Here is a 22937-nt window from a genome sequence, read left to right as displayed (position 1 = left end):
AGGAACAAAATGAGAGTATTAGTATGTAAAGATTATGATGGAATGAGTAAAAAAGCAGCTGAAATGATAGCAGCTCAAATAGTTTTAAAGCCAAATTCAATATTAGGATTAGCTACGGGAAGTACGCCAATAGGTATGTATAGAGATTTAGTTAAGAAATATAATGAAAATATAGTAGATTTTTCAGATGTAATAAGCTTTAATTTAGATGAATACTATAAGTTGCCAATATCTAATGACCAAAGTTATGATTATTTTATGAAAGAAAATCTGTTTAATCATGTAAACATTAAGTCAGAAAATACTCATTTACCAAATGGAATGGCTGATGATATTGAAAAAGAATGTATAAATTACGAAGCTTCTATTGATAGAGCAGGTGGTATAGATGTACAAGTACTTGGAATAGGTCGTAATGCTCATATAGGTTTTAATGAACCTGATAATAAATTTGCAAAAAGAACTCATGTAGTTGAATTAACAGAATCTACAATAGAAGCTAATGCAAGATTCTTTGAATCAAGAGAAGATGTTCCTAAAAAAGCTGTAAGTATGGGAATTGGTTCAATTTTAAAATCTAAAAAAATATTACTTTTAGCTTCAGGAGAAGAAAAAGCTGATGCAGTATATAAAACTGTTTATGGGGATATAACTCCAGAAGTTCCTGGTTCTATACTTCAACTTCACAAAGATACTATAGTTATAGTAGATGAAGCAGCAGTAAGTAAACTGAATCCAAAAGATTATAAATTAGTATAAGAATATAATTGGGTTTAAGTAAAAAATAGCTATCTTTAAATAATAAAATTTATTTAAAGATAGCTATTTTTATTTAAGTTATTTAGTTATTATTTTTTACGAAAACTCGTTATCAAGAAGTATCCAAATAATATATTAAAAATTATTATATTAAGTGGTATTCGGTCAAGCATAATAAAACTACCTATAATTGGAATTTTGCCAACTGGAAACATAAATATTAATACAGGCATTAATGTTAGTAAAAAAGATGGAAGACAGAGAAGGATTAATCTTGGAATATCAATATACCAATTGCCATTTTTTTTATACTCATTAATAAATAATTCAGTTCCTAACAATAAACCAATGCCACCAGAGGAGATTAAATTAATAAAAATAAATTTTTTAAAGTCTTGCATAAAACCAGTGCCAAATTTACGATAGAAGTCAAAATTCAATTTAACAGCTAAAAAATACATACTTAATAGAATAATTAAAAATAAAAGATATCTAAGCGTTTTTTTCATTTTAAATTCTCCCTTCAGAGATACTTTACCTAGTTTTATTTTGTTGAAATATAATTTTGTCAATGAGTTTAAGAAATCCATAAAATTAATTGAGAATGGAATAAGTATGATATATGAATAAATGTTTTTTATGCTTGAAGTAAACTGTATTACTTAATATAACTATAATATTAATTGTTTGAATATTCAATAAAAAGTCTGAGAAATATCAGTTTTGGTAGAAAATGAATAAATATAGTTAGAAGTTGGATTATTATTTTATAACATTTTGTATTGAGTCTGATAAATTCTATAATAATTTGTTTTTGCCTTAAAATTGCCTTAAAATCTAAACAATTTTAAAACTAATGTACCATAAAAAGCTGATATAATTTAAATATAGTAAAAAATATTATTTATCTTATAGATTGGGGTTTTATTGTTTAATCAATGTATTTATACTATTTAATTTAAATTAAGAGTTTATTAAGGAGTGAGTGTATGAATAAGTTAATTTATATAGCAGATGACGAAGATAATATAAGAAATTTGGTAAAGACATTCTTAAAAAATGAAGGCCATGATGTTATGGATTTTAAAACAGGTGACGAACTTTTAGAGCAATTTAATAAAAAAGAGTGTGACTTAGTAATCCTAGATATAATGATGCCTGGTTTAAGTGGTTTTGATGTATGTACGAAACTTCGTGAGAAGAGTACTGTTCCAATAATAATGCTTACTGCAAGAGATACAGATATAGATTATATTACAGGGATAACTTTGGGTAGTGATGATTATTTTACAAAGCCATTTAGCCCAATGTCTTTAGTTATGAGAGTAAAGTCGATATTTAGAAGGATAGAATTTGAAAAGAAACAAATTTATGATAAGTATGGTGATTCTGTAGATATGGAATTGAAATTTGGTGATATAACAATAAATAAAAAAAATAAAATCGTTACAAATAAAAGTGACAATATAGACTTAACACCAAATGAATACAACTTATTAACTTATTTGTTTGAAAATAGAGACAGAGCAGTTTCTAGAGATGAATTATTAAATAAAATATGGGGATATGATATAGAAGTTGAGACAAGAGCTGCTGACGATACGGTAAAGAGACTACGTAAAAAAATTTTAGATACAAATATTTTGATAGAAACTGTCTGGGGTTTTGGGTTTAGATTAAAGGAGAAAAATTCAGATGGAAAATAAAAATGATAAAAAGAGAGGAAATAAGATTAAATCCATATTTAAATTAAAATTTTCAAAGAAAAATATAAGCATAAAAACTAGAATTTTATTGAGCATATTGTGTTTAATAATTGTAGTCTTTATGATAATATTAGTATCTTTTAATATATTGCTTGATACGTACATAAAAACGACTGCAAATGAAGAACTAACAAAATCTACAGAAATAGTAGAACATATGGATAGCAATTTTAGACCTATTAAGCCTCCTCAAGATGATGGAAAGCTTCCTCCAAAAGCATTATCTAATTTTATGAGAAATGTACAAGATAAAGTTAGGATGGCAGAAACACAATCAGATGCTGATGCTATGGTGGTTGATTCAAAGTATAACTTGATATTTCCAACAAGAGAGGATGATTTCTTAAAGAATATTGATGAGATGGAATCGATTAAAAAGTGTATCCAAAATGAAAAACTCGACTTAAACTCAGATGAAAACACACGTATATCCACTGGAAGTAAAGATTATTATATTTCGACTGTAAAAATTACTAGTATATATGGAGAACAAGATAAATATTTGATTCTTTTTATAGATATATCAAAGACTTTAAATCTAGTTCAAAAGATAAATATTGTATTGATATTTGTAATGTGTTTTGCTGGGATATTAGCAATATTTACAGCAGTAGTTTTATCTGAAAAAATTGCTAAGCCGATAAAAGAGTTATGTGGTTTTGCAAAAAAAATGGGTCAAGGAGATTTTAAAAGAACTTACTTTGACTTTTCAGATAAGGAATTAGTAGAACTTTCAAATATTATGAATAAGAGTGCTGAATATCTTGATAAGTATGATAATGAACAAAAAATATTTTTTCAAAATGCTTCTCATGAACTTAGGACTCCACTTATGTCCATTAAAGGTTATGCAGAAGCCATAAAGTATAATGTAATAGATAGCAAACATGCAAGTGATATAATACTTGAAGAAAGTGATAGGTTGAGTGATATGGTTGAAGATTTGTTATATATTTCTAAAATTGATAATATAACTAAAGATTATGACCTTGTAGAATGTGATTTAAGGGAAGTACTTTCAAACTGTGGTTCTAGACAAAATGTAAGAGCGGCAAATAAAGGTATAAAATTTATTTATGAGTTTGATGAAGAAATGGTTCTATTTGAATGTGATGAAAAAAATGTATCCAAAGCATTTATGAATCTTATAGAAAATGCTTTAAGGTATGCTAAGAGTGAAATTAAAATAGTATGTAAATATAATCAAAAAAATATAGTTGTTGTAGTTGAAGATGATGGGATTGGGATTAATAAAGATGATTTACCTCATATTTTTGAACGATTTTATAAGGGAGTTGGGGGAAATCATGGAATTGGATTATCAATAGTTAAATCTATTGTAAATAAACATGGTGGACGTATATATGCGGAAAATGGTAAAAAAGGAGCTAAGTTTACTATAGTATTTAAGTTATAAAGATAATATTGATATATATTAAAGAAATATGTCAATATTTGAAGTTGTTTTTTACATATATCTATTGTATACTGTTGAAAAAAGAACAATATTAAGCTGACATATATTATAATGGTTGACAATTAAAGTAGGTGCTTAAATATATATGCAGAAAGGAAAAGTAAAATCTGAAGTGTATTTAGCTTAAGTAAGCTTCTTATTTTATAAAAAATATGTATGAAAGAACAACTGCTTTTTGATATTACAAATTTAGTAACAGTTATCTTTGAAGCTTTTGTTGTCCATATGTTTTTATCAGATTTTTTAGGTCAGAAAGAAGGATATACAAGAGCTGTAAGATATGCTAGATTGGGTTTTATAATATGTTTAGGAGTCTGTAATTTAATAACTTTAAATCCTGTAATCACAACACCTTTAATTTTCATCCTTATTTTTTCATCATCATTTTTATATGAAGGAAATACAAAGACACGATTGTTTGCGACTGTTTTATTAAATGTATTCTTTATATTATCAGAAATTGTGGTAACAAGTATTTTTGTTTTATTTATAAAAGAAGGCTTCGAAATAATGTTTGAAAACAATACTATAAGAGTACCAGCCACAATTTTATCTAAGATAGTTTTTTTATTTATATGCAAGATAGTTTGTTTATTTAAAAAAGATGTACATTCAGATATGCCAATAAAGTATTGGGTTATTTTACTTGCAATACCTTTGTTCAGCTTATTTCTGACTATTTCTATCTTTGATGTAAATAATTTTTTTAGTTCTGAAAGTTTAAAATTTCTAAACTTAATATCAAGTGTTGGTATTTTATATATTAATTTTATCGTGTTTTATCTATTTAAATCTATTATAGATAAAACTAAATTATCTATGAAGTATGAAATACTTGAGCAAGAAATAATTCATAAGGAAGAATTAAGGCTCAGTAATGAACGTTATAAAATTATTGTTGAACAGACTGACTCTGTTGTCTTTGAATGGAATGCTAAAGAAAATAAATCATTTGTATCTCAAGCATGGAATGAAAAATTTGGATATAGTAGTAAATGTGACAATCTTTTAAAAGAGATTATGGATAAAGAATTAGTTCATCAGGAAGATTATAGTGGATTTGAAGAGTTTCTTAAGTGTATTAAAGAAAATAACAAACATAATCAGGTAATCTATCGTTTAAAAAAATCTAATGGCGAATACCTTTGGTGTAGAACATCAGTAACAAAGATTTTTAATGATGAAAATGAACTTTTGAAGGTTGTAGGCGTAATTGTAGATGTAGATAGTGATATAAAAAAATACGAAGAGTTGAAAACTAGAGCAGAAAGTGACTCATTGACAAATATATACAATAAAGGTACCTTTGAAAAATTAGTAGAAGAAGTTATATCTACAAATAAAAGCAATAAAAAAGATGCATTATTCATTATTGATTTGGACGATTTTAAGGAAATAAATGATAATTTTGGGCATCCATTTGGTGATTTTGTATTAAAAACTTTTGCTGAGAAGATACAAGATAGTTTTGGGAATGAAGATTTAGTTGGAAGAATTGGTGGAGATGAATTTGTAGTATATATGCAAGATTATCATTCAGAAGTAAATTTGCATAAAAAAGCTAAAGAATTAAATAGAGTACTTTATGAGAACTACAATGATTTAAGTTTTAGCTTTGAGGCTTCTGTTAGTATAGGTATTGCAAGACATCCTCAAAATGGAAATTCATTTTTAGAATTGTTTAAAAATGCAGATAGAGCTCTTTATAATGTAAAGGCCTCTGGAAAAAATTCTTACTGTTTATTTGAAGAAGAATTATATATACAGTGAATTTAGAAGATATAGTTTGAGTATATAGTTAAATTATTAAAAAAATTGACTCATGTAGTGAATTTGTAAGTATTTGTTAAAGGCTATGACCATAAAAAGCATAGCCTTATTTTCATGTCTAATTAAGCACTATGTATTTTAAAAGAATTCTATTTATTAAAACCAAATTGTCAATAAGTTTTATAGTTTAAAAATATGTAGGATTCATAAATGGTATTGTAAGTTCTGTGACTTCTCCACTTGGAAAATCTGTCTCTCCCACAATGAAGGGTTCAAGTTTGTGGCTTTTCTGAAACAAGTTTTGAAAGAATTCTACTGGATAATTTTCCTGATTTAAAAATTTTAGATTCTTTTCAAATGCTATTTGTGCAGGATGTTTAACTAGTTCTCTAATTTCTTTCCTTGTGTTTGTGTCAATAAAATATTTTCCACTTTTATCAGAGCGAAATTCTAGGTCTGTTCCTATAGGCATATAAAAAATATTTAAAGTAGTTGGTTCAATATTAACAAGAGTATTAAAATCTACAATTGTCATGTTTTTAGGATTATCAATATACTCTTGTGTATCTGTATCTCCAAAAGCAATTAGCATTTTCTTAACTCAAAATAATGTAATACATATTACCAAACCTATAGCGCTGATAGCCAAAAAAATCAATCCAACTCCAACTGATTTTTTTCTAGATTCAATTTCTTTACAATCTTCTTTAGACATATCTATAATAGGGTATTTTCGTCTACCTATTAAGTATATTATTAAACCACTCGAATTATTACCATTCATAGCAAATAATCCCCACAATTTAGGATGTTTTAATCCACGAGCTTTTGCATCAATCACAGTCATATGATAAATTTGATATACAACACCAACTGAACCCACAAGAGCTACAGCAAAACATATCAAAATAAGCATAGTTTTATTCACTTCCATAATGAGTACACCTCCTAAAATTTTCTTATAATTTGGTAGAACAATGCTGATGAACTTATTATTGCTGTACAAAATACACTAACCATAAAGTAGTAGTTGTCTGGTATAAAGCTATTAAATAGCACAAATAAAATAAGTAATATAATATTGATAATAATTGCAGTTATTAACTTTTTATTACTATTAACTAGATTTGTACTTTCTTTTAAATGTTCAATCATTTTATTATCTCCTTTCAATAATTCATCTAAGCTAATTGAATACAAATCACTTAGTTTGATGACGCTTATAATATCTGGATAAGATTTCTCATTTTCCCAATTTGAAATTGTTTGTCGTGATACATTAATTTTTTCTGCAACTTTTTCCTGTGTCAATCCAGAATTTATACGAGCATTTTTCAGTTTCTTTCCAATTTCCATGTAGCTATCGCTCCTTTTATAATTATTTTGTCATATTGAGAGGATAAAATCTATCAAATATCTTTTACAATAGTGATTTAAGTGTGTCAAAATATTTTTACATGCCTGTATATGTGTTGAAACAGGTCTTATTTCTTGAGTTAATTTCAATCATTTTTATAGAAATATAAATCTGAAGTATTTCATCAGCATAATCTAGTGTAATACCTGTAATTTCTTTTATTTTATTAATTCTATAAAACAGAGTATTTCTATGGATATTTAAAACTTCAGCTGCTTTGCTTGGTGAATTATTAAAGTAGATATATTGCTTTAAGGTCTCTAAAAAATTAGAACCATTTTTTTTATCTTCTTCAATTAGTTTGGTTACAGCAGGATGATTGAGGTCATATAAATCATAGTTGGTACTAAGTAGCTCGTAGAGGATATATGGTATGCTTTTCCCAAATGGAGAAAAGTTTATGTCATATTTTTGAGCAATTTCACTAGCTTTTTTGGCTTGAATATAATACTTCCAACTATCAGATAGCTTTGAAAATCTTGGGCTTATTCCAGCATAAAGTGAATTTAGTTTTAAGTAATTAATAAAGTCTTTATTTTCATGCTCAATTAAATTATGAATTAAAGAATCATTAATAAAAACAACTAAAGTAGACTTGTATACTACACAATTATTAGATGGTATAAATGCACTTAAAGACTGCATAATAAAAGGAACTTTACTGTCAAAGTAATTATTATCTTTGTTTACTATTACCATTATGTTTAATGAATTTGACTTAGTCCAATTTAGATAATGAAATCTTCTGCTTATAGTATCATCATCTAGATACTTTTTTTCCAACAAATCAGAAAGTATATAATTAGGAATAAGTTTTTTATCTATATTAAACAGATTATTTTTTTGCAGTTCTAGAGATAAAGCTTTATTAAGCGATTCTAATAATTTGAAGTGAAATTTATTAAATGGAATTTTCCATTCACAGATAGCTATATGAGCTATTTCAATTTCTTCTACACACACGGATGAGATTAATGTACCAATCCAGTTGTCTGGTTTATTTTCTTCTTTAATAGATTTATTATAATGTATTTTTTTATGTATATTTTGATATTTTATGTAATTTATAGTTTCTTCGTCTAAATATTTATCTCCATTAGAATCTTCAGTAAGTTGCAATATATCACTAACATCATAAGAATGAGCTAAAATTTTGAAGGTAGAGTCACGAATTATCATGGGATAGCCAAATTCTTCATGTGCTATATCAATTAAATATTGTATGCCTTTATTCTCAGAAACCACATCAAAAAACCTTTGAGAACATAAACTAAGACGTATTTCTTGATTCATAATATTTAACAATTCACTAAAAAGGTCATATTTCTCTTTTTTTGATTTTATGATACAAATATCTGAGTTTAAATTATATCTTTCTAAATCAATGTTAACTTCATTTTGTATAAATATACCTAAAAAATTTATATTGTTCAAATCCACAGTAATATCTGATATATTTCCTAAATATAAACATCCAGTAGTAAATTCAGTTTGATTATTCTTATAAATATTCAAGCTAGTAATGTCTATATATTCATCTGGAAATGGCTTTAATACTGAGATATATTGAGATATATCTTTCATTAAATCTGTTAATTTCATGCTAAACCTTCTCTAATTATACTTGATTGTACTATAGCACAATCAATATAGTATATTTTACATTAAAGTTTAGATTATAACACATAGTTTAGGTAAATTAATTTATATATAATTAGTTATATAAATTAAGAAAATATCAAAGTAAGAAATTTTTAATTAAATAAGAATTAAATTTTTAATAAATAAAAATAAAGGGAGGGTGAAGTATGGCAATAACTAAAATTACTAATGTTAAAATATTTGATGGAGAAAAACTTTCAGAACAAAGGAGTGTTGTAATAGAAGATGGTGTGATATCATCAAAAACAATATCTGATATTACTATAGATGGAGAAGGATGCACTTTACTTCCAGGATTTATTGATTCTCATATACATTTGGATAGTTTAAAAAACTTGGAGGACGCAACTGATTGGGGTATAACTACTATGCTTGATATGGCAACTAATAGTAAAGATGTAGTAGAATCTTTAAGAAATTTAGACGGATTAACTGATATTCGTAGTGTATATGAACCTGTTGCACCAGAATCGCACCCTCATCTTATGGGAATGGGGTTTAAAGATAGTAAAATACACACTATTGAAGATGCTGAAAATTTTGCTAAGAAACAAATTAAACAAGGAGCAGATTTTGTAAAAATCATAATAGAAGACCCTAAAACATCTAAAACGGCTTTTGATTTTGAGACAATAAAAAGAGTAGTTGAAATATCTCATGAACATGGTAAAAAAGTATTTGCTCATGCACCTACAACTATAGCTTATGAATATGCAGAAAAAGCAAATGTTGATGTAATAAATCATATTCCTTTTATAGGTAAATTATCTGATGATGTAGCCAAAAGGATAAAAGAGAAAAATCTTATATCAATTCCAACTATAGTTATGATGGAAAGTATAGTATCAAATATAAAAAAAGCTACAGGAAGAGAAGATGTTAGGTTAGAAACAGCAATAGAAAATACAGCTACATTGAAAAAAGCTAGAGTGATGATATTAGCTGGAACTGATGCAAATAATGATGAAAATTCTATTAGTATAGTGAAACATGGGGAATCTCTTCATCGTGAATTTGAATTATTAGTTAAGGCAGGTCTTAATACAATTGAAGTACTTGAGAGTGCAACAAGTTTACCAGCAAAATTATTAGGTCTTAATGACCGTGGAGTAATAAAAGAGGGAAAAAGAGCTGATTTAGTAATGGTTGAAGGTGACCCAATTAAAGATATAGCAGCAACTAGAAATATAAAAGGTGTATGGATAAAGGGTAATAAAGTAAGATAATGAATTGAGTATTGTTAAAAATAAAAGAAGTTTATGTTAAAGGAGATTGAGAACATGTTATTAAGTAGACCAGGAAAAAATTCTATAGAAGATATAGTGGATAAAAATAGTGTAAAAGAGCTTATAGAATTTGAAAGGTTTTGTAGAGATAATGCGTTATGGGATGAAATGAAAAAATGTTTTGCAAAGGAATCTACTGTTTCAATATCTTGGTATCAAGGTAGTGGAGAGGGGTTCGTAGAAGAATCAAGTAAGATGAAATCTTATGCGCCACATAAAATTTGTGATACATTAGTTTGGGTAAATAAAGATAAGGCAGTATCAATTACAATGGGAGCTATCCATATTAGAAATGAAATAGATGGAAATTTAGTTGAACTTCAGTCAGATGTCAAGTTTCTGTATAAGACTCAAAAGATAGACGATATGTGGTATATAATATCTATGGATGCTATATATGAAAAAGATATAATTTTACCTGTTTATCAGGATGGGGATGTCAAAATTTCTAAGGAAGATATAAAGGATTATAGACCTTCATATGCAAGTCTTTCTTATATGCTTAGTACAGATGGATATAAAATAAATCAAGAACTCCCCGGAATAGATAGACCAGAGAAGGTTGATAGACTTTATAAAGATGCAGAAAAATGGCTATTAGATAACTCTAGAAATTAGTTTAAATATAAATAAAGATGTAGGTGATTTTATATAAAATCACTTACATCTTTTTAAATAAACTTCTGTATGCTTTAGATAATACTATTATAAAATTTATTTAATTTGCTATACTCATTATTAATCTTTACATTCATTTTTGTATTCTTTAGTATCTCCTTTTACATTTTAACTTCTGCTGATATTTGAGTTAGATATTCATTAGAATCTCTTACACTTATATCATATAGAAGATATTCTTCATAAACAAAATCTCCCATATATAAATTATTTTGATTGAAAAATTCTAATAGTTTTTCATAAGTTTTATTAATAGTTTCATAACTTCCTTTATGATAAGCAGTTACATAAAGCCCTTTTGGTTTGATTGATGTAGGATATTTCTTATAGTCTTTATTAACTTTTGTAAATAAATATGAATATGACTCAAAATCTCTATTCATTATATCTTCGCCTTTAATGATTGAACCAATCATACCATCATCACCTAAATCATAGTTATCCATAAAGTTAATACATTCATATAAAAAGTTTTCATCATCATCTCCAAGAAAGGGTTCTTTATAAGTAAGAGGCGTTTTGACTAAATACTCTTCCTCATGTTCTTCTAAAGTAATCGTATTTGCATCTATATTACATGCTTTTTTAGTAAATGAAATAGTAGACTCCATTAAAGCCTTAATATTATTCAATTTTTCAATTTCATTGTTAATATCAAGAGTTTTCTTTTCTAAAAGTTCAATTAGTAAATTCGGAGTTCGTTTATCTATATAAGCTTTAATTTCTTTTAAAGGCATTTTAATTTCCTTAAGAGAAGAAATTATACCAAAAATACTGAGTTGATGGTATGAGTAGTATCTATATCCGTTTTCCTTCTTTAACTCTGGAGAGAAAAGACCTATATCATCATAATGAAAAAGCGTCTTTTTATTGACTCCACAAATCTTTGCAAATTCTCCAGTTGTGAAATAATTTTTCGAAATTTGACTCATAATTAAAATTCCTCCTTGACTATCCTGTTACAGTATAGTTTATCATAATATTCTATAAAGGAGTGTGATTGTATGAAAAAATTAATTCGTTTTTTAAAACCATATAGAGTTTTAATTGTTACAGTGCTGATGTTTACATTTTTACAAACTCTTGGAACTTTATATATACCAACACTTACAGCAAGTATAGTAAATAATGGTGTAGTAAAGGGGGATGTAGATTATATTGTAAAGACAGGTTTAATTATGTTGATAGCAGCAGGTATAACAGCTTTATCAGCTGTTTTAGTTTGCAAAGTATCATCAAATCTCTCATCTGGATTTTGTAGAGATATTAGAGAAGCAGTATTTATAAAATCACAAGATTTATCAATAAATGATTTTAATAAAATAGGAACAGCTTCAATGATTACTAGGAGTACTAGTGATATTACTTTAATAGGTCAATCTTTGTTTATGTTTATTCAGTTGGTATTACCAGCACCAATCATAACAGTTTGTGGTTTATTCTTAGCATATTCTATAGATAAAGTAATGACAATTATTATTGTTACAGTAATGTTTCTATTCATGTTATCTGCGTTTTTGGTTGGTAAAAAAGTTATCAGATTGTTTAAAATGATGCAAATAAAGATGGATAATATGAATAGAGTATTACGTGAAGTAGTAACTGGAGTAAGAGTTATAAGAGCTTTTGATAGAAGTCGTTTTGAAAAAAAGAGATTTGATAGAACTGCAATAGATTATTCTGAAACAGCAATTTCAATAAATAAAATATTTGCAGTACTTATGCCTGTTGTAATGTTAATAATGAACTTAGGTATAGTGAGTATAATTTGGTTTGGTGGTATGAGAGTAAGTAATGGAAATATGGAGATAGGTCATATAATGGCACTGGTTGAGTATTGTATCTTAATATTATTTTATTTAATTATGGGAGTAATGGTATTTATGTACATACCTAGAGCAGGAGCTTGTGCAGATAGAGTAAACCAAATCTTAGACATAGAACCTGAAATTGTAGATGGAAATGGATATAAAGATATTACTTCAGAAAGAGGCCATTTAGTATTTAAAAATGTAACTTTTTCATATTCACAGTCGGAGGAACCTGTTTTAAACAATATAACATTTGAAGCAAAATCTGGAGAAGTAACTGCAATTATAGGAAGCACTGGTTCTGGTAAATCTACTATTGCAAATATAATACCACGTTTTTTTGAAATTCAATCTGGAGAAATATCTATAAATGGTCAAGATATTAAGAACATGCCTCAAAAAGAGCTTAGAGACAAGATTGGATTTGTACCACAAAAAGCCTTTTTATTTAGTGGGACAATAGAAGAAAATATAAGATATGGAAAAGAAGATGCAAGTATTGAAGAAGTAAAATATGCTGCAAATGTAGCCCAAGCTGATGAATTTATTTCTGATATGGAAGATAAGTATGATTCGTTCGTAGCACAAGGAGGAAATAACTTATCTGGCGGCCAGAAACAGAGAATATCTATTGCAAGGGCATTAGTTAGAAAACCAGAAGTATATGTTTTTGATGATAGCTTTTCTGCATTAGATTTCAATACAGATAAAAGGCTTAGAAAAGCATTGAAGAATGAAATTAAAGATTCATCAGCCATAATTATAGCACAGCGTATAAGTACAATTATGGATGCTAATCAGATTATAGTTTTGAATGATGGAGAAATTGTAGGTATAGGAAAACATAAAGAGTTACTTGAAAATTGTGAAGTTTATAAGCAAATCGCAGATTCACAGCTTAGTAAAGAAGAACTTGCATAGAGTGAAGAATCAATCTGTGTATTTGGAGGTGTAATATGAGTGAAAAAATAACAGAAAAACAAGATGTAGATGTACTTAGTTTTGAGGATGGTATGTCAGCAGAAAAAGCTAAAAATGCAAAAAAGACTACTAAAAGATTATTGAAATATATGAAGAAACAAAAATTTAAGTTATTAATGATTTTTATTTCAGTATTAGTAAGTTCAACTCTTACAGTTTTAGCACCAATGGTTATGGGAAAAGCTATTGACCAATTATTTAATGGGATTAAAACTGCAGTTCAAACAGGTACAAAGTTCAGTGTGAATTTTAGTACTATGGGAGGTATAATATCAATACTTCTAGGGTTATATTTGATTAGTGCAGTATTCATATATATACAACAATATATTATGTCAGGGGTTGCACAAAATTTAGTTCTTAACATGAGAAAAGATTTAAGTGATAAATTAAATAAGCTTCCTCTTAAGTACTATGATTCCCACAAAAAAGGGGAAACACTTAGTATCGTCACAAATGATTTAGAGAAGGTAGCAGATAGTTTACAAGAAGGGTTAATGCAACTTATTACGGCAGTGGTCACAGTGATTGGTTCTATTGTAATGATGATAAGCATAAGTATACCACTTACAATAGTATCAGCTGTAACATTGCTTGTTTCCTTAGGTATTACTGTTATAATTGCAAGAAAATCACAAAATAGATTTTCAGAAAATCAAAAAGCATTGGGAGAATTAAATAGCAATATAGAAGAGATGTTTACTGGTCAAATAGTAGTCAAGGCATTTAGTAAAGAAAAAGATACTATAAAAAACTTCAAAGAATTAAATCAAAATCTTTATAATGCTAGTAGAAAAGCTCAATTCTCATCATATGCTATATCTCCAATTATTAGATTTATAAATCAAATTGGGTATGTTATTATAGCAGTTGTGGGAGGTGTATTTGCATCAACTGGAGCAATGACTCTTGGTAGTATACAGGCGTTTATACAATATGTAAATCAAGCATCAGAGCCTACTACAGAGATATCTTATATTGTAAATATGCTTCAAGCTGCAATTGCATCTGCAGAGAGAGTTTTTAAAGTTATGGATGAAGTTGAAGAAATAAAGGACAAAGAAGATTCAAAAGTTATCAACATGCCTAAAGGTAAAGTGGAATTTGAACATGTTAAATTTGGATATAGTGATGATTCTATTCTTATGAAAGACATTAATATTAAATTGAATGCAGGAGATAAGATTGCAATTGTTGGACCTACAGGAGCTGGGAAGACAACTCTTGTAAATTTACTTATGAGGTTTTATGAGATACAAGGTGGAAGAATTACTATTGATGGAGTTAATATAAAAGACTTAAAACGTGGAGAACTTAGAACTATGTTTGGAATGGTTCTACAAGATACATGGCTATTTAATGGTAGTATAAAAGAAAATATTGCTTATAGTAAGTCAGATGCTACAATGGATGAGATTGTAAATGCAGCAAAATCAGCAAGAGTAGACCACTTTATAAGAACTTTACCTAAAGGTTATGATACCGTATTGACTGAGGATGCTTCTAATCTATCTCAAGGTCAGAAACAACTTTTAACAATTGCCAGGGCAATACTTTCAGACCCATCAGTGTTAATTCTTGATGAGGCAACCTCTAGCGTAGATACTAGAACAGAGGTTGAGATTCAAAAGGCAATGAATAACTTAATGAAGGGAAGAACTAGCTTCGTTATTGCACATAGATTATCCACTATTCGTGATGCGGATTTAATATTAGTAATGAAAGAAGGTACTATTATTGAACAAGGAAATCACAAAGAACTTATTGAAAATAAAGGATTTTATGAAGAACTTTATAATAGCCAATTTTCAAGTGAATATGACGAAGAAGTTGTGTAATTAAAATAATTAATATGATAACAAATAGATAGACTTATTTTAAATAAGTCTATCTATTTTTCATTTGAAACAACTAAATCAATAAATAATTGCATAAGGGGACTAATCCACTTATTTTTATGATGGCCACATACTGCTACAATGCTTCTATCATCTAACTCTGTATCTATTGCACATAGTTCTCCTGTCTTCAAATCATCTTCTACTGCAAACGTAGGAAGGTATGACACTCCCATATCATTTTTTACTAAATTTTTAATAGTAGGTATACTCCAGAGTTCAATCGTATGGTCTAGAGTAATATTTTTTTCATTTAAATATGATTCAAACATTTGTCTAAAAATACATGCTGGCTCATCTATTATGAAAGGTATATCTAATTCTTGGTTTGGAGTAATAAAATCAGGGAATTGTTTTTTTACTTTTGGAGATGCAACTAGTGTCAAAGGTGATTCTCCAACAGTATAGGTAGAAATAGAATTTCCCAAGCCTCCAATATCTTTATAAAATATTCCTAAATCAATGCTTCCTGCAAGCAAAGAATTTCTAATATCATAGCAATTCATTGAGCGAAGAAATAGCCTTGCATTTGGTGCCATTTCATGAAAACGTTTTAAAATAGGAGGTATTTTATAACAAATAAGAGTTTCTCCCATTGCGATATGTAAATCACCACGTAACTCAGACAAGTCAGTACCAAAATTCTTCATTTTATCAACAGAACATAGAACGTCATCCACATAAGGTATTAGATTTTTGCCAGCTTTAGTTAGAACCATTTTTCTTCCTATCTTTTCAAATAAGTGTGTAGATAGCTCTTGTTCTAACTGTTGCACTTGGAATGTTATTGTTGATTGTGTGTAATTGAGTTTATTTGCTGCTTTAGAAAAACTACCTTCTTCTATTATGGTTTTAAAAGTTTGTAGGTATTTAAAATACATGCTCATCCTCATTTCATTCAATATAATTGAAGTATAGATTTAAATATTTCGATTTTTTTTATTGTTTGATTTATAGTATTATAATATAAAAGGAGAGTGATTACAAGTGTTGAGTGAAGTTTTATTGTCTTTTTTACCATACGCATTTGTTACAGGTTTTACACCAGGACCTAATAATATTCTTGCATTAAACACAATTAGTAATAATGGATGGAAAAAAGGAAAGTCAGTGGTTATAGGAATTAGTATGGGATTTATATGTATTATGTTTATATGTGCTCTTGGATGCCTTGAATTATCAAAGTTTATACCAATGATTACTGGTATTATGAAGTACATAGGAGCACTTTATATTATTTGGTTAGCAATACAAGTAGCTAAGAGCAAGCCAAACAATGATAGTGATGTGAAGAAAGAATCCTTTTGGACTGGATTTATTCTGCAGTTTGTCAATGTAAAAATTATAATATTTGCTATTACTGTATATACAGGGTATGTAATACCTGTGTCACAGTCAGTTGAATATTTATTATCAGCAGCAGTTTGTAATAGTATTGTAGGCATATCTGGGACTTTGACATGGGCTCTAGCAGGAGGTATTTTACAAAAATATATAAACAAGCATTATAAAGTAATTAATATTATTATGGCACTAGTACTTGTTTGGAGTGCAGTAAAACTAATTTTAACATAATTAAGCATATAAATTTAATTATTTAGTATTATAAATTTAGAAGATGGAATTATGGATTATATCATTTTGAATAAGAAACTTGATTTTTTATTTGAAATATTTAATTTATCTATAAATAACATCTTCTTTTTTTTACCTCTAAAACAACTATTCATTGACTATACAGAATCTAATACCATATAAAATTTAATAAATTTATAGAAATCTCATCAGCTTAATCTTGTTTGCCACATATATGCCATAAAGATGCACTTATTTTACGGAGATTTAACAAAGTCAAGTGAAGTATACTCTAAATATAAAATAAATCAAACATAGTTAAATGAATTGAGAGGTGATAATAATGGATAAGAAGTTAAACTATAGATTTGAGATGAAACACAAAATAACTGAAGCTGATGTCCTAGCTTTAAAATCAAGACTTTATCCAATAATGAAAAAAGATAGAAATGCATCAAAAGATGGAAAGTATCTTATCAGAAGTTTATATTTTGACACTCCTGAAGATAAAGCACTTTTAGATAAGTTAAATGGAGTTGCAATGAGAGAAAAGTTTAGAATAAGATTTTATAATAATGACCTTTCTTATATAAAATTGGAGAAGAAAATAAAACATTATAATATGACATCAAAACTGTCAGCTAGTTTAACTAAAAAAGAAGTAGAGAAGATATTAAAAAATGACATTGAGTTTTTAAAAGAATCGACAAACTGCTTATTAAGAGAGTTTTATTTAAAAATAAAATGTGAAAGATTGGAGGCAAAAAGTATAGTTGATTATGATAGAGAAGCTTTTGTCTATCCACTTGGAAATGTAAGAGTTACAATCGATAGCAATATTAAGACTTCTGTAAATTCAGTCAATTTATTCAATAAAGAATTGCCAACAGTATCAGTTATTGATGAAAATATGACTGTATTAGAAGTTAAATATGATGAGTTTATACCAGATTTTATAAAAGATTTGGTTCAGATTAATAAAACTACTTCTACAGCAGTTTCAAAGTATGCATCAAGTAGATTGTATATATAGGATTTAAATTCAAATTTTAGGTAAAGAGCGTCCAAATAAAATAAAAAATTAAAAAATAGGAAGGATGATTTTAGTTATGACGTTTAACGATATTTTTAAATCAAGTTTCATAGAAAATGTATCAGGTTTTTCATTTGTAGATAGTGCTTTAGCTCTAGGTTCAGCATTTTTAGTAGGTTTGTTTATATATATGATTTACAAAAAAACCTATATGGGTATTATGTATTCTCGACCATTTAATGTGTCACTTGTAGCACTTACAATGCTTACAACTTTCGTAATATTGGCAGTTACATCAAATGTAGTTTTATCTCTAGGTATGGTTGGTGCTTTATCTATAGTAAGATTTAGAACAGCAATTAAAGACCCAATGGATTTGGTATTTCTATTTTGGTCATTAGGCTCAGGTATAGTTTTAGGTGCAGGTTTGATTCCATTAGCTGTTATGGGCTCAGTAATCATGGGATTGATTCTAATATTCTTTTCAAACAAAACAATATCTGAAACACCATATATATTGATGGTAAATTGTAATAATGAGAATTCAGAAGATATTGCAACTGACAAAATTAAAAAAGTATTTTCTAAATATCAAATAAAATCAAAAAGTGTTACACCAGAAAAAGGTATAGAATTGGTATTTGAAGTAAGAATGAAAGACGGAGAAACAAGTCTTATAAATGACTTAAGCCAAGTCGATGGAGTTACTAATGCAGTTCTTGTAAGTTATAATGGTGACTATGTAGCATAGAGAGGAGTAATCTTTTATGAAAGATAAAAAATTTACCCTTCTTATCTCAATTATGGTTATATTTTTATGTGCAGTAGTTGGAGTTTACAGTACATATGGTAATAAAAATGTTGATTTATATAGCAATGTATATATTGAAAAATATTTTGACAGAGACAAGGTTATGGAAGTTAATATAGAAATAGATGAAAGTGACTTGGAAGATATAAATGAAAATGCTATAAAAGAAGAATTTAAAGTTGCAAAAGTAACTGTAAATGGAGACACATATGGAAACGTTGGTATAAGAACTAAAGGAAATTCAAGTCTTACATCTGTAGCAAATAGTGATAGTGATAGATATAGCTATAAGATTAATTTCGATAAATATAATACTAGTCAAAGTATGGAAGGTCTTACTCAATTAAACCTTAATAACTGTTATTCTGACCCATCTTATATGAGAGAATTTTTAACTTATAGTGTCTGTGAGGAGATGGGATTAGCTACTCCAGAATTTGCATATGCTAAAGTTTCTATAAATGGTGAATATCATGGATTATATTTGGCAGTAGAAGGGTTAAAAGAATCTTATCTTGAAAATAATTTTGGAGATGTAACTGGAGACTTATACAAATCAGATGAAGGAGCCTCATTACAATATGAGGGTGATGACCCAGATAGTTACTCAAATCTAATCGTTGAAAGTGACAAGAAAACTGCTGATTGGTCTAAAGTTACAAAACTACTAAAATCTTTAGATACAGGTGAGGATGTTGAAAAATATCTTGATGTAGATTCTGTCCTCAAAAATATAGCAATAAGTACAGCTTTATTAAATCTTGATAGTTATCAAGGTAGTTTCGCTCATAATTACTATTTATATGAACAAGATGGAGTGTTTTCTATGTTGCCATGGGACTTTAATATGTCATTTGGTGGATTTAGTGGTTTTGGTGGAGGTAGTCAATCTATAGCTATTGATGAACCTACAACAGGTAATTTGGAAGATAGACCTTTAATATCTGCATTATTAAAAAATGATACATATAAAGCTAAGTATCATGAATATCTAGAAGAAATAGTAACCAAGTACTTGGATTCAGATTATCTGGAAAATATGACAACAAAATTACATGACTTGATAGCATCATATGTAAAAGAAGACCCAACAGCATTTTATACTTATGAAGAATTTGAAAAAAATATAACATCTTCAATTGAAGACTCTAGTGATAATAAGGGATTTGGTGATAAAGAATCTAATAATAAAGATTCTAACAATGAAAATAAGAGTTTTGAAAACAAAAGTAATGAAAAAGAAGTTAATGCTGAATTAACATTAAGCAAAGCCAAAACTAATACGGATAATGATACTCAAAATAACACTACAGATAATAGTGAAAATGAGAATAATACAAATACCAATAAAAGTGGTGATGATACTAATGAAAAGTCAGGAGGGCCTATGGGTAAAGGTGGAAAGTCAATACCAGGAGTTTTAGAAGTTGCAGAAAATATGAGTAAAACTATAAAAACTCAATTAAGTGGAGAATCTTCTTCAACTAAGGAAACTTCTGATGATAATAGTTCAAGTGAAAGTAAAGACACAGAAAATTCTGATGATAAGATGAGTGGCATGCCAGAGCCACCTGAAGGCATGGATGGTAAAACACCACCAGGAATGGGAAATATGGATAAGGGTGATATGAATGGTAAAAATGGAGATATGAATATAGATAGAAGTCAAGGTAATCCAAAGGAAGCTGGGGGTTTTGGTAATAAAGGAGGCGACTCTATGAATAAAACAACAACATACTCTAAATTAATTTTAGGTGGAGTTTCAATGATAATCATGTCAGTTATGCTAGTAGGTGTATCAAAGATAAACCGAAGAAGATTTATAAAGTCAAAATAGATTCAGATACAAATAATATTGATACTGTTAAGTAAATATCTACTTAACAGTATTTTTTTTATTTTAATATCTTTGTTTTTAATAAAAAGTATTTTCTTATTAGTGTTAGATTAATAATCGTTGTAATTTCGTACATTTATAATTTTACAATGATATAGTAAAATTTGATTCTATTAAAAAAGTACATAGAAAAAAACGATTAGACAAAGTATGAAAAGTATAATACGATTATTTTGAGGTAAATGGAAAATAAATTTATATTTTGTAGAAATATCCATAAAAATGAATGTTTTAAATTTAACTTATATTAAAGTAAAGAGTGATATGTAAGTTTAAAAATTATAAAGCTAAATTATGGTATATAAATAAAGTTTAAATTCATGTAAATAAAAATATCATCAAGTATGGAGGGATTTTAATGTATTGGAAAAGAGCATTAAGCTTATTAACATTAGGGTTAGTTATTTGTGGATTAACAATAGGTTGTTCAACAAAAGAAGAGCCTGAAAAAGAAGAAAAGAAGACTATTACAGTAGCTACAGGAGCAAAGTATTATCCATTTAATTTTAGAGAAGATGGGAAAATGCAAGGTTTTGAAATTGATATATGGAATGAAATTGGGAAAAGATTAGATTCTGAAATTAAGTATGAAGTAAACAATGGGGATACAGGTGGATTACTTGGTATGGTAGATAGTGGAAAAGCAGATACAGCAGCTCAACAAATAAGTATAACACCAGAAAGGGAAGAAGTATATGATTTCACAGTACCATATGCTTATAATCCTTTAATGATAACTATTAGACCAGAAGATAAAGATAATATAAAAAGTCTTGAAGATTTAAAAGGTAAGAAAGTTGAGGTTGGTGCAAACTCATCTGAAAGAGCTATAATGGAAGAAAAAAATAAAGACAATTCAATGGAATTAGTATTTAATGATGGAGCAGATTCATATGAAGGCCTTGAACTTGGAAGATCTGATGCAAGAATAATTTCTGTTTCAGCTACAGCAGCTAGAAATAAAAAAGCTGGCTCAAACTTTATAGCTGTTGGAGAACCTATCTATGAAGAGATAAATGCATATCCATTTAAAAAAGATGAAAAATCAAAAGAATTAAAAGCTAAAGTTGACGAAGCAATAACAGCTATGAGAAAAGATGGAACTCTTACTGAAATTTCTAAAAAATGGTTTGGGGAAGATATAACAATTGAGAGATAGGTGACTTTTATGAGTTTAGATATATCATTCATGTTTAAAATTTTACCAGAAATATTTATAGCATCTAAAGAAACAATAATAATTGCTTTAATATCTCTAGCGCTATCTCTAGCGATAGCAATTGTAATGGCATTGATAAGCTATAATGAGGTTAAAGTATTAAATCAAATTGTCAAAGTGTATACATCAATTTTTAGAGGCACACCATTGCTAGTTCAATTGTATGCATTATATTTTGGATTGCCAAGAGCTATTCCAGCACTTGTAGAAATGTCTCCATTTACTGCAATAATAATTGCTTTGTCAGTAAATATGTCAGCATATATGTCAGAGACTATAAGAGGAGCTATTTCCTCTGTTGATAGGGGACAATATGAAGCAGGGGCTTCTATAGGACTTACAAATGTACAAATATTTAGAAGAATAGTTATGCCACAGGCTATAAGAGTAGCTATACCTGCATTATCTAATCACTTTGTAGATTTAATTAAGGGTTCATCACTAGCTTTTACTATAGGGGTAATAGAAATAATGGCAACAGCAAATTATAATGGCGGTAGTAAATATAAATATCTAGAAGCTTTCTTAGTAGCAGGATTTGTGTATTGGTTCATATTATTTGTATTTGGATTTATTCAAAAGAAAATAGAAGAAAAACTAAATACTGCATACTAACAATAATATTACATAATAAAATAAAAGCTATTTAAATATAATAAAATATGTTTAAATAGTTTTTATTATTTAATTATAAATAAAATTGAAAATATAGTGTTTAATTGTAGAAAACATAAATTATTTCTTCGAAAAAATAATCTGAAAATTTGTAACCAAATTGTAATAAAATGGTAGTTATTTAGCATAAAATGATGTATCATAGAGTTAGATTATAAAATTTATAAGATAGGATTTTTGCACGAAAACTGCTGACTTTTGGTATTTAAGGTGAGTAGTTAA

The 22937-nt window shown here is 27.7% G+C and carries 21 protein-coding genes; 14 read left to right on the top strand and 7 right to left on the bottom strand.

The features are described 5' to 3' along the window. The first annotated feature begins 9 nt into the window (after nt 1-9). The gene (nagB, locus tag IC173_RS14700; protein WP_227855771.1) at nt 10-759 is read left to right on the top strand and encodes a glucosamine-6-phosphate deaminase; all 750 of its coding nucleotides are present in this window, start codon (nt 10-12) and stop codon (nt 757-759) included. 89 nt (nt 760-848) lie between these two features. On the opposite strand, the gene IC173_RS14695 is transcribed toward nagB, so the two are convergent. Further along, a complete protein-coding gene (locus tag IC173_RS14695) occupies nt 849-1268 on the bottom strand; it encodes a hypothetical protein (protein ID WP_227855770.1) in 420 nt (139 codons plus the stop codon). A gap of 480 nt (nt 1269-1748) precedes the next feature. Here IC173_RS14695 and IC173_RS14690 point away from each other — a divergent pair, with 480 nt between their 5' ends. The 3 genes from IC173_RS14690 (at nt 1749) to IC173_RS14680 (ending at nt 5772) form a co-directional block, all read left to right on the top strand. Further along, nucleotides 1749-2465 carry a response regulator transcription factor gene (locus IC173_RS14690; RefSeq protein WP_054269556.1) on the top strand — a complete coding sequence of 239 codons (717 nt, stop codon included), beginning with the start codon at nt 1749-1751 and terminating at the stop codon, nt 2463-2465. Then, nucleotides 2455-3942, top strand: a complete 1488-nt coding sequence (locus tag IC173_RS14685; protein WP_227855769.1) for a sensor histidine kinase — start codon at nt 2455-2457, stop codon at nt 3940-3942. Before IC173_RS14690 ends, IC173_RS14685 begins: the two co-directional genes overlap by 11 nt. A 216-nt stretch (nt 3943-4158) precedes the next feature. Next, a complete protein-coding gene (locus IC173_RS14680) occupies nt 4159-5772 on the top strand; it encodes a sensor domain-containing diguanylate cyclase (protein WP_227482931.1) in 1614 nt (537 codons plus the stop codon). Nucleotides 5773-5959: 187 nt separating this feature from the next. Here IC173_RS14680 and IC173_RS14675 read toward each other — a convergent pair whose 3' ends face one another. The 4 genes from IC173_RS14675 to IC173_RS14660 form a co-directional block, all read right to left on the bottom strand. Continuing rightward, a complete protein-coding gene (locus IC173_RS14675; RefSeq protein ID WP_227482930.1) occupies nt 5960-6364 on the bottom strand; it encodes a DUF2185 domain-containing protein in 405 nt (134 codons plus the stop codon). Nucleotides 6365-6373: 9 nt separating this feature from the next. Then, nucleotides 6374-6706 carry a hypothetical protein gene (locus IC173_RS14670; RefSeq protein ID WP_227436650.1) on the bottom strand — a complete coding sequence of 111 codons (333 nt, stop codon included), beginning with the start codon at nt 6704-6706 and terminating at the stop codon, nt 6374-6376. A 14-nt stretch (nt 6707-6720) separates the two neighbouring features. Next, nucleotides 6721-7128, bottom strand: coding sequence for a helix-turn-helix domain-containing protein (locus IC173_RS14665; protein ID WP_227436649.1), 408 nt, complete (start codon nt 7126-7128; stop codon nt 6721-6723). A 97-nt stretch (nt 7129-7225) separates the two neighbouring features. Continuing rightward, on the bottom strand, nt 7226-8791 hold the full coding sequence (locus IC173_RS14660) for a helix-turn-helix domain-containing protein (RefSeq protein WP_227482929.1): 1566 nt from the start codon (nt 8789-8791) through the stop codon (nt 7226-7228). 206 nt (nt 8792-8997) lie between these two features. Between IC173_RS14660 and IC173_RS14655 the strand changes: the two genes are divergently transcribed. Both IC173_RS14655 and IC173_RS14650 read left to right on the top strand, forming a co-directional pair. Continuing rightward, nucleotides 8998-10077 (top strand): amidohydrolase family protein, encoded by a 1080-nt coding sequence (locus tag IC173_RS14655; RefSeq protein WP_227482928.1) that lies wholly within the window; start codon nt 8998-9000, stop codon nt 10075-10077. 54 nt (nt 10078-10131) lie between these two features. Then, nucleotides 10132-10755: a hypothetical protein gene (locus IC173_RS14650; protein ID WP_227482927.1), complete on the top strand. Its 624-nt coding sequence runs from the start codon at nt 10132-10134 to the stop codon at nt 10753-10755. Nucleotides 10756-10916: 161 nt separating this feature from the next. On the opposite strand, the gene IC173_RS14645 is transcribed toward IC173_RS14650, so the two are convergent. Beyond that, the gene (locus IC173_RS14645) at nt 10917-11747 is read right to left on the bottom strand and encodes a MerR family transcriptional regulator (protein ID WP_227482926.1); all 831 of its coding nucleotides are present in this window, start codon (nt 11745-11747) and stop codon (nt 10917-10919) included. 72 nt (nt 11748-11819) lie between these two features. On the opposite strand from IC173_RS14645, the gene IC173_RS14640 reads away from it, so the two are divergent. Next, nucleotides 11820-13547, top strand: coding sequence for an ABC transporter ATP-binding protein (locus tag IC173_RS14640; protein WP_227482925.1), 1728 nt, complete (start codon nt 11820-11822; stop codon nt 13545-13547). A 35-nt stretch (nt 13548-13582) separates the two neighbouring features. Next, on the top strand, nt 13583-15445 hold the full coding sequence (locus IC173_RS14635) for an ABC transporter ATP-binding protein (protein ID WP_227482924.1): 1863 nt from the start codon (nt 13583-13585) through the stop codon (nt 15443-15445). A gap of 53 nt (nt 15446-15498) precedes the next feature. On the opposite strand, the gene IC173_RS14630 is transcribed toward IC173_RS14635, so the two are convergent. Further along, the gene (locus IC173_RS14630) at nt 15499-16386 is read right to left on the bottom strand and encodes a LysR family transcriptional regulator (RefSeq protein ID WP_227436635.1); all 888 of its coding nucleotides are present in this window, start codon (nt 16384-16386) and stop codon (nt 15499-15501) included. A gap of 106 nt (nt 16387-16492) precedes the next feature. Here IC173_RS14630 and IC173_RS14625 point away from each other — a divergent pair, with 106 nt between their 5' ends. The 6 genes from IC173_RS14625 to IC173_RS14600 all read left to right on the top strand — a co-directional run bounded on the left by IC173_RS14625 (nt 16493) and on the right by IC173_RS14600 (nt 22655). Beyond that, complete coding sequence (locus IC173_RS14625) at nt 16493-17080, top strand: LysE family transporter (protein ID WP_227436633.1); 588 nt, start codon at nt 16493-16495, stop codon at nt 17078-17080. A 343-nt stretch (nt 17081-17423) separates the two neighbouring features. After that, the gene (locus IC173_RS14620) at nt 17424-18113 is read left to right on the top strand and encodes a polyphosphate polymerase domain-containing protein (protein WP_227436630.1); all 690 of its coding nucleotides are present in this window, start codon (nt 17424-17426) and stop codon (nt 18111-18113) included. Nucleotides 18114-18189: 76 nt separating this feature from the next. Beyond that, entirely contained in the window at nt 18190-18864 is a 675-nt protein-coding gene (locus IC173_RS14615) for a DUF4956 domain-containing protein (RefSeq protein ID WP_413927135.1), read from the top strand. A gap of 16 nt (nt 18865-18880) precedes the next feature. Further along, nucleotides 18881-20761: a CotH kinase family protein gene (locus IC173_RS14610; protein WP_227855768.1), complete on the top strand. Its 1881-nt coding sequence runs from the start codon at nt 18881-18883 to the stop codon at nt 20759-20761. Between the two features lie 418 nt (nt 20762-21179). Beyond that, nucleotides 21180-21980, top strand: a complete 801-nt coding sequence (locus IC173_RS14605) for a transporter substrate-binding domain-containing protein (protein WP_227855767.1) — start codon at nt 21180-21182, stop codon at nt 21978-21980. Between the two features lie 9 nt (nt 21981-21989). Beyond that, the gene (locus IC173_RS14600; RefSeq protein ID WP_227855766.1) at nt 21990-22655 is read left to right on the top strand and encodes an amino acid ABC transporter permease; all 666 of its coding nucleotides are present in this window, start codon (nt 21990-21992) and stop codon (nt 22653-22655) included. The last annotated feature ends 282 nt before the right edge of the window (nt 22656-22937 follow it).

Source organism: Clostridioides sp. ES-S-0048-02, from assembly GCF_020658495.1.
Taxonomy (GTDB): domain Bacteria; phylum Bacillota; class Clostridia; order Peptostreptococcales; family Peptostreptococcaceae; genus Clostridioides.
Note: the sequence above shows the minus strand (reverse complement) of the source record. Positions and strands in the feature narration are given on the sequence as shown.

Bases quoted from the DNA above. Each gene is read 5' to 3' on its own strand.
- IC173_RS14670 (WP_227436650.1), bottom strand. From the start codon at position 6,706: ATGGAAGTGAATAAAACTATGCTTATTTTGATATGTTTTGCTGTAGCT.
- IC173_RS14675 (WP_227482930.1), bottom strand. From the start codon at position 6,364: ATGCTAATTGCTTTTGGAGATACAGATACACAAGAGTATATTGATAAT.
- IC173_RS14655 (WP_227482928.1), top strand. From the start codon at position 8,998: ATGGCAATAACTAAAATTACTAATGTTAAAATATTTGATGGAGAAAAA.
- IC173_RS14690 (WP_054269556.1), top strand. From the start codon at position 1,749: ATGAATAAGTTAATTTATATAGCAGATGACGAAGATAATATAAGAAAT.
- IC173_RS14600 (WP_227855766.1), top strand. From the start codon at position 21,990: ATGAGTTTAGATATATCATTCATGTTTAAAATTTTACCAGAAATATTT.
- IC173_RS14615 (WP_413927135.1), top strand. From the start codon at position 18,190: ATGACGTTTAACGATATTTTTAAATCAAGTTTCATAGAAAATGTATCA.
- IC173_RS14635 (WP_227482924.1), top strand. From the start codon at position 13,583: ATGAGTGAAAAAATAACAGAAAAACAAGATGTAGATGTACTTAGTTTT.
- IC173_RS14610 (WP_227855768.1), top strand. From the start codon at position 18,881: ATGAAAGATAAAAAATTTACCCTTCTTATCTCAATTATGGTTATATTT.
- IC173_RS14685 (WP_227855769.1), top strand. From the start codon at position 2,455: ATGGAAAATAAAAATGATAAAAAGAGAGGAAATAAGATTAAATCCATA.
- IC173_RS14650 (WP_227482927.1), top strand. From the start codon at position 10,132: ATGTTATTAAGTAGACCAGGAAAAAATTCTATAGAAGATATAGTGGAT.
- IC173_RS14680 (WP_227482931.1), top strand. From the start codon at position 4,159: ATGAAAGAACAACTGCTTTTTGATATTACAAATTTAGTAACAGTTATC.
- IC173_RS14605 (WP_227855767.1), top strand. From the start codon at position 21,180: ATGTATTGGAAAAGAGCATTAAGCTTATTAACATTAGGGTTAGTTATT.
- IC173_RS14640 (WP_227482925.1), top strand. From the start codon at position 11,820: ATGAAAAAATTAATTCGTTTTTTAAAACCATATAGAGTTTTAATTGTT.
- IC173_RS14660 (WP_227482929.1), bottom strand. From the start codon at position 8,791: ATGAAATTAACAGATTTAATGAAAGATATATCTCAATATATCTCAGTA.
- IC173_RS14620 (WP_227436630.1), top strand. From the start codon at position 17,424: ATGGATAAGAAGTTAAACTATAGATTTGAGATGAAACACAAAATAACT.
- IC173_RS14645 (WP_227482926.1), bottom strand. From the start codon at position 11,747: ATGAGTCAAATTTCGAAAAATTATTTCACAACTGGAGAATTTGCAAAG.
- IC173_RS14665 (WP_227436649.1), bottom strand. From the start codon at position 7,128: ATGGAAATTGGAAAGAAACTGAAAAATGCTCGTATAAATTCTGGATTG.
- IC173_RS14695 (WP_227855770.1), bottom strand. From the start codon at position 1,268: ATGAAAAAAACGCTTAGATATCTTTTATTTTTAATTATTCTATTAAGT.
- nagB (WP_227855771.1), top strand. From the start codon at position 10: ATGAGAGTATTAGTATGTAAAGATTATGATGGAATGAGTAAAAAAGCA.
- IC173_RS14630 (WP_227436635.1), bottom strand. From the start codon at position 16,386: ATGTATTTTAAATACCTACAAACTTTTAAAACCATAATAGAAGAAGGT.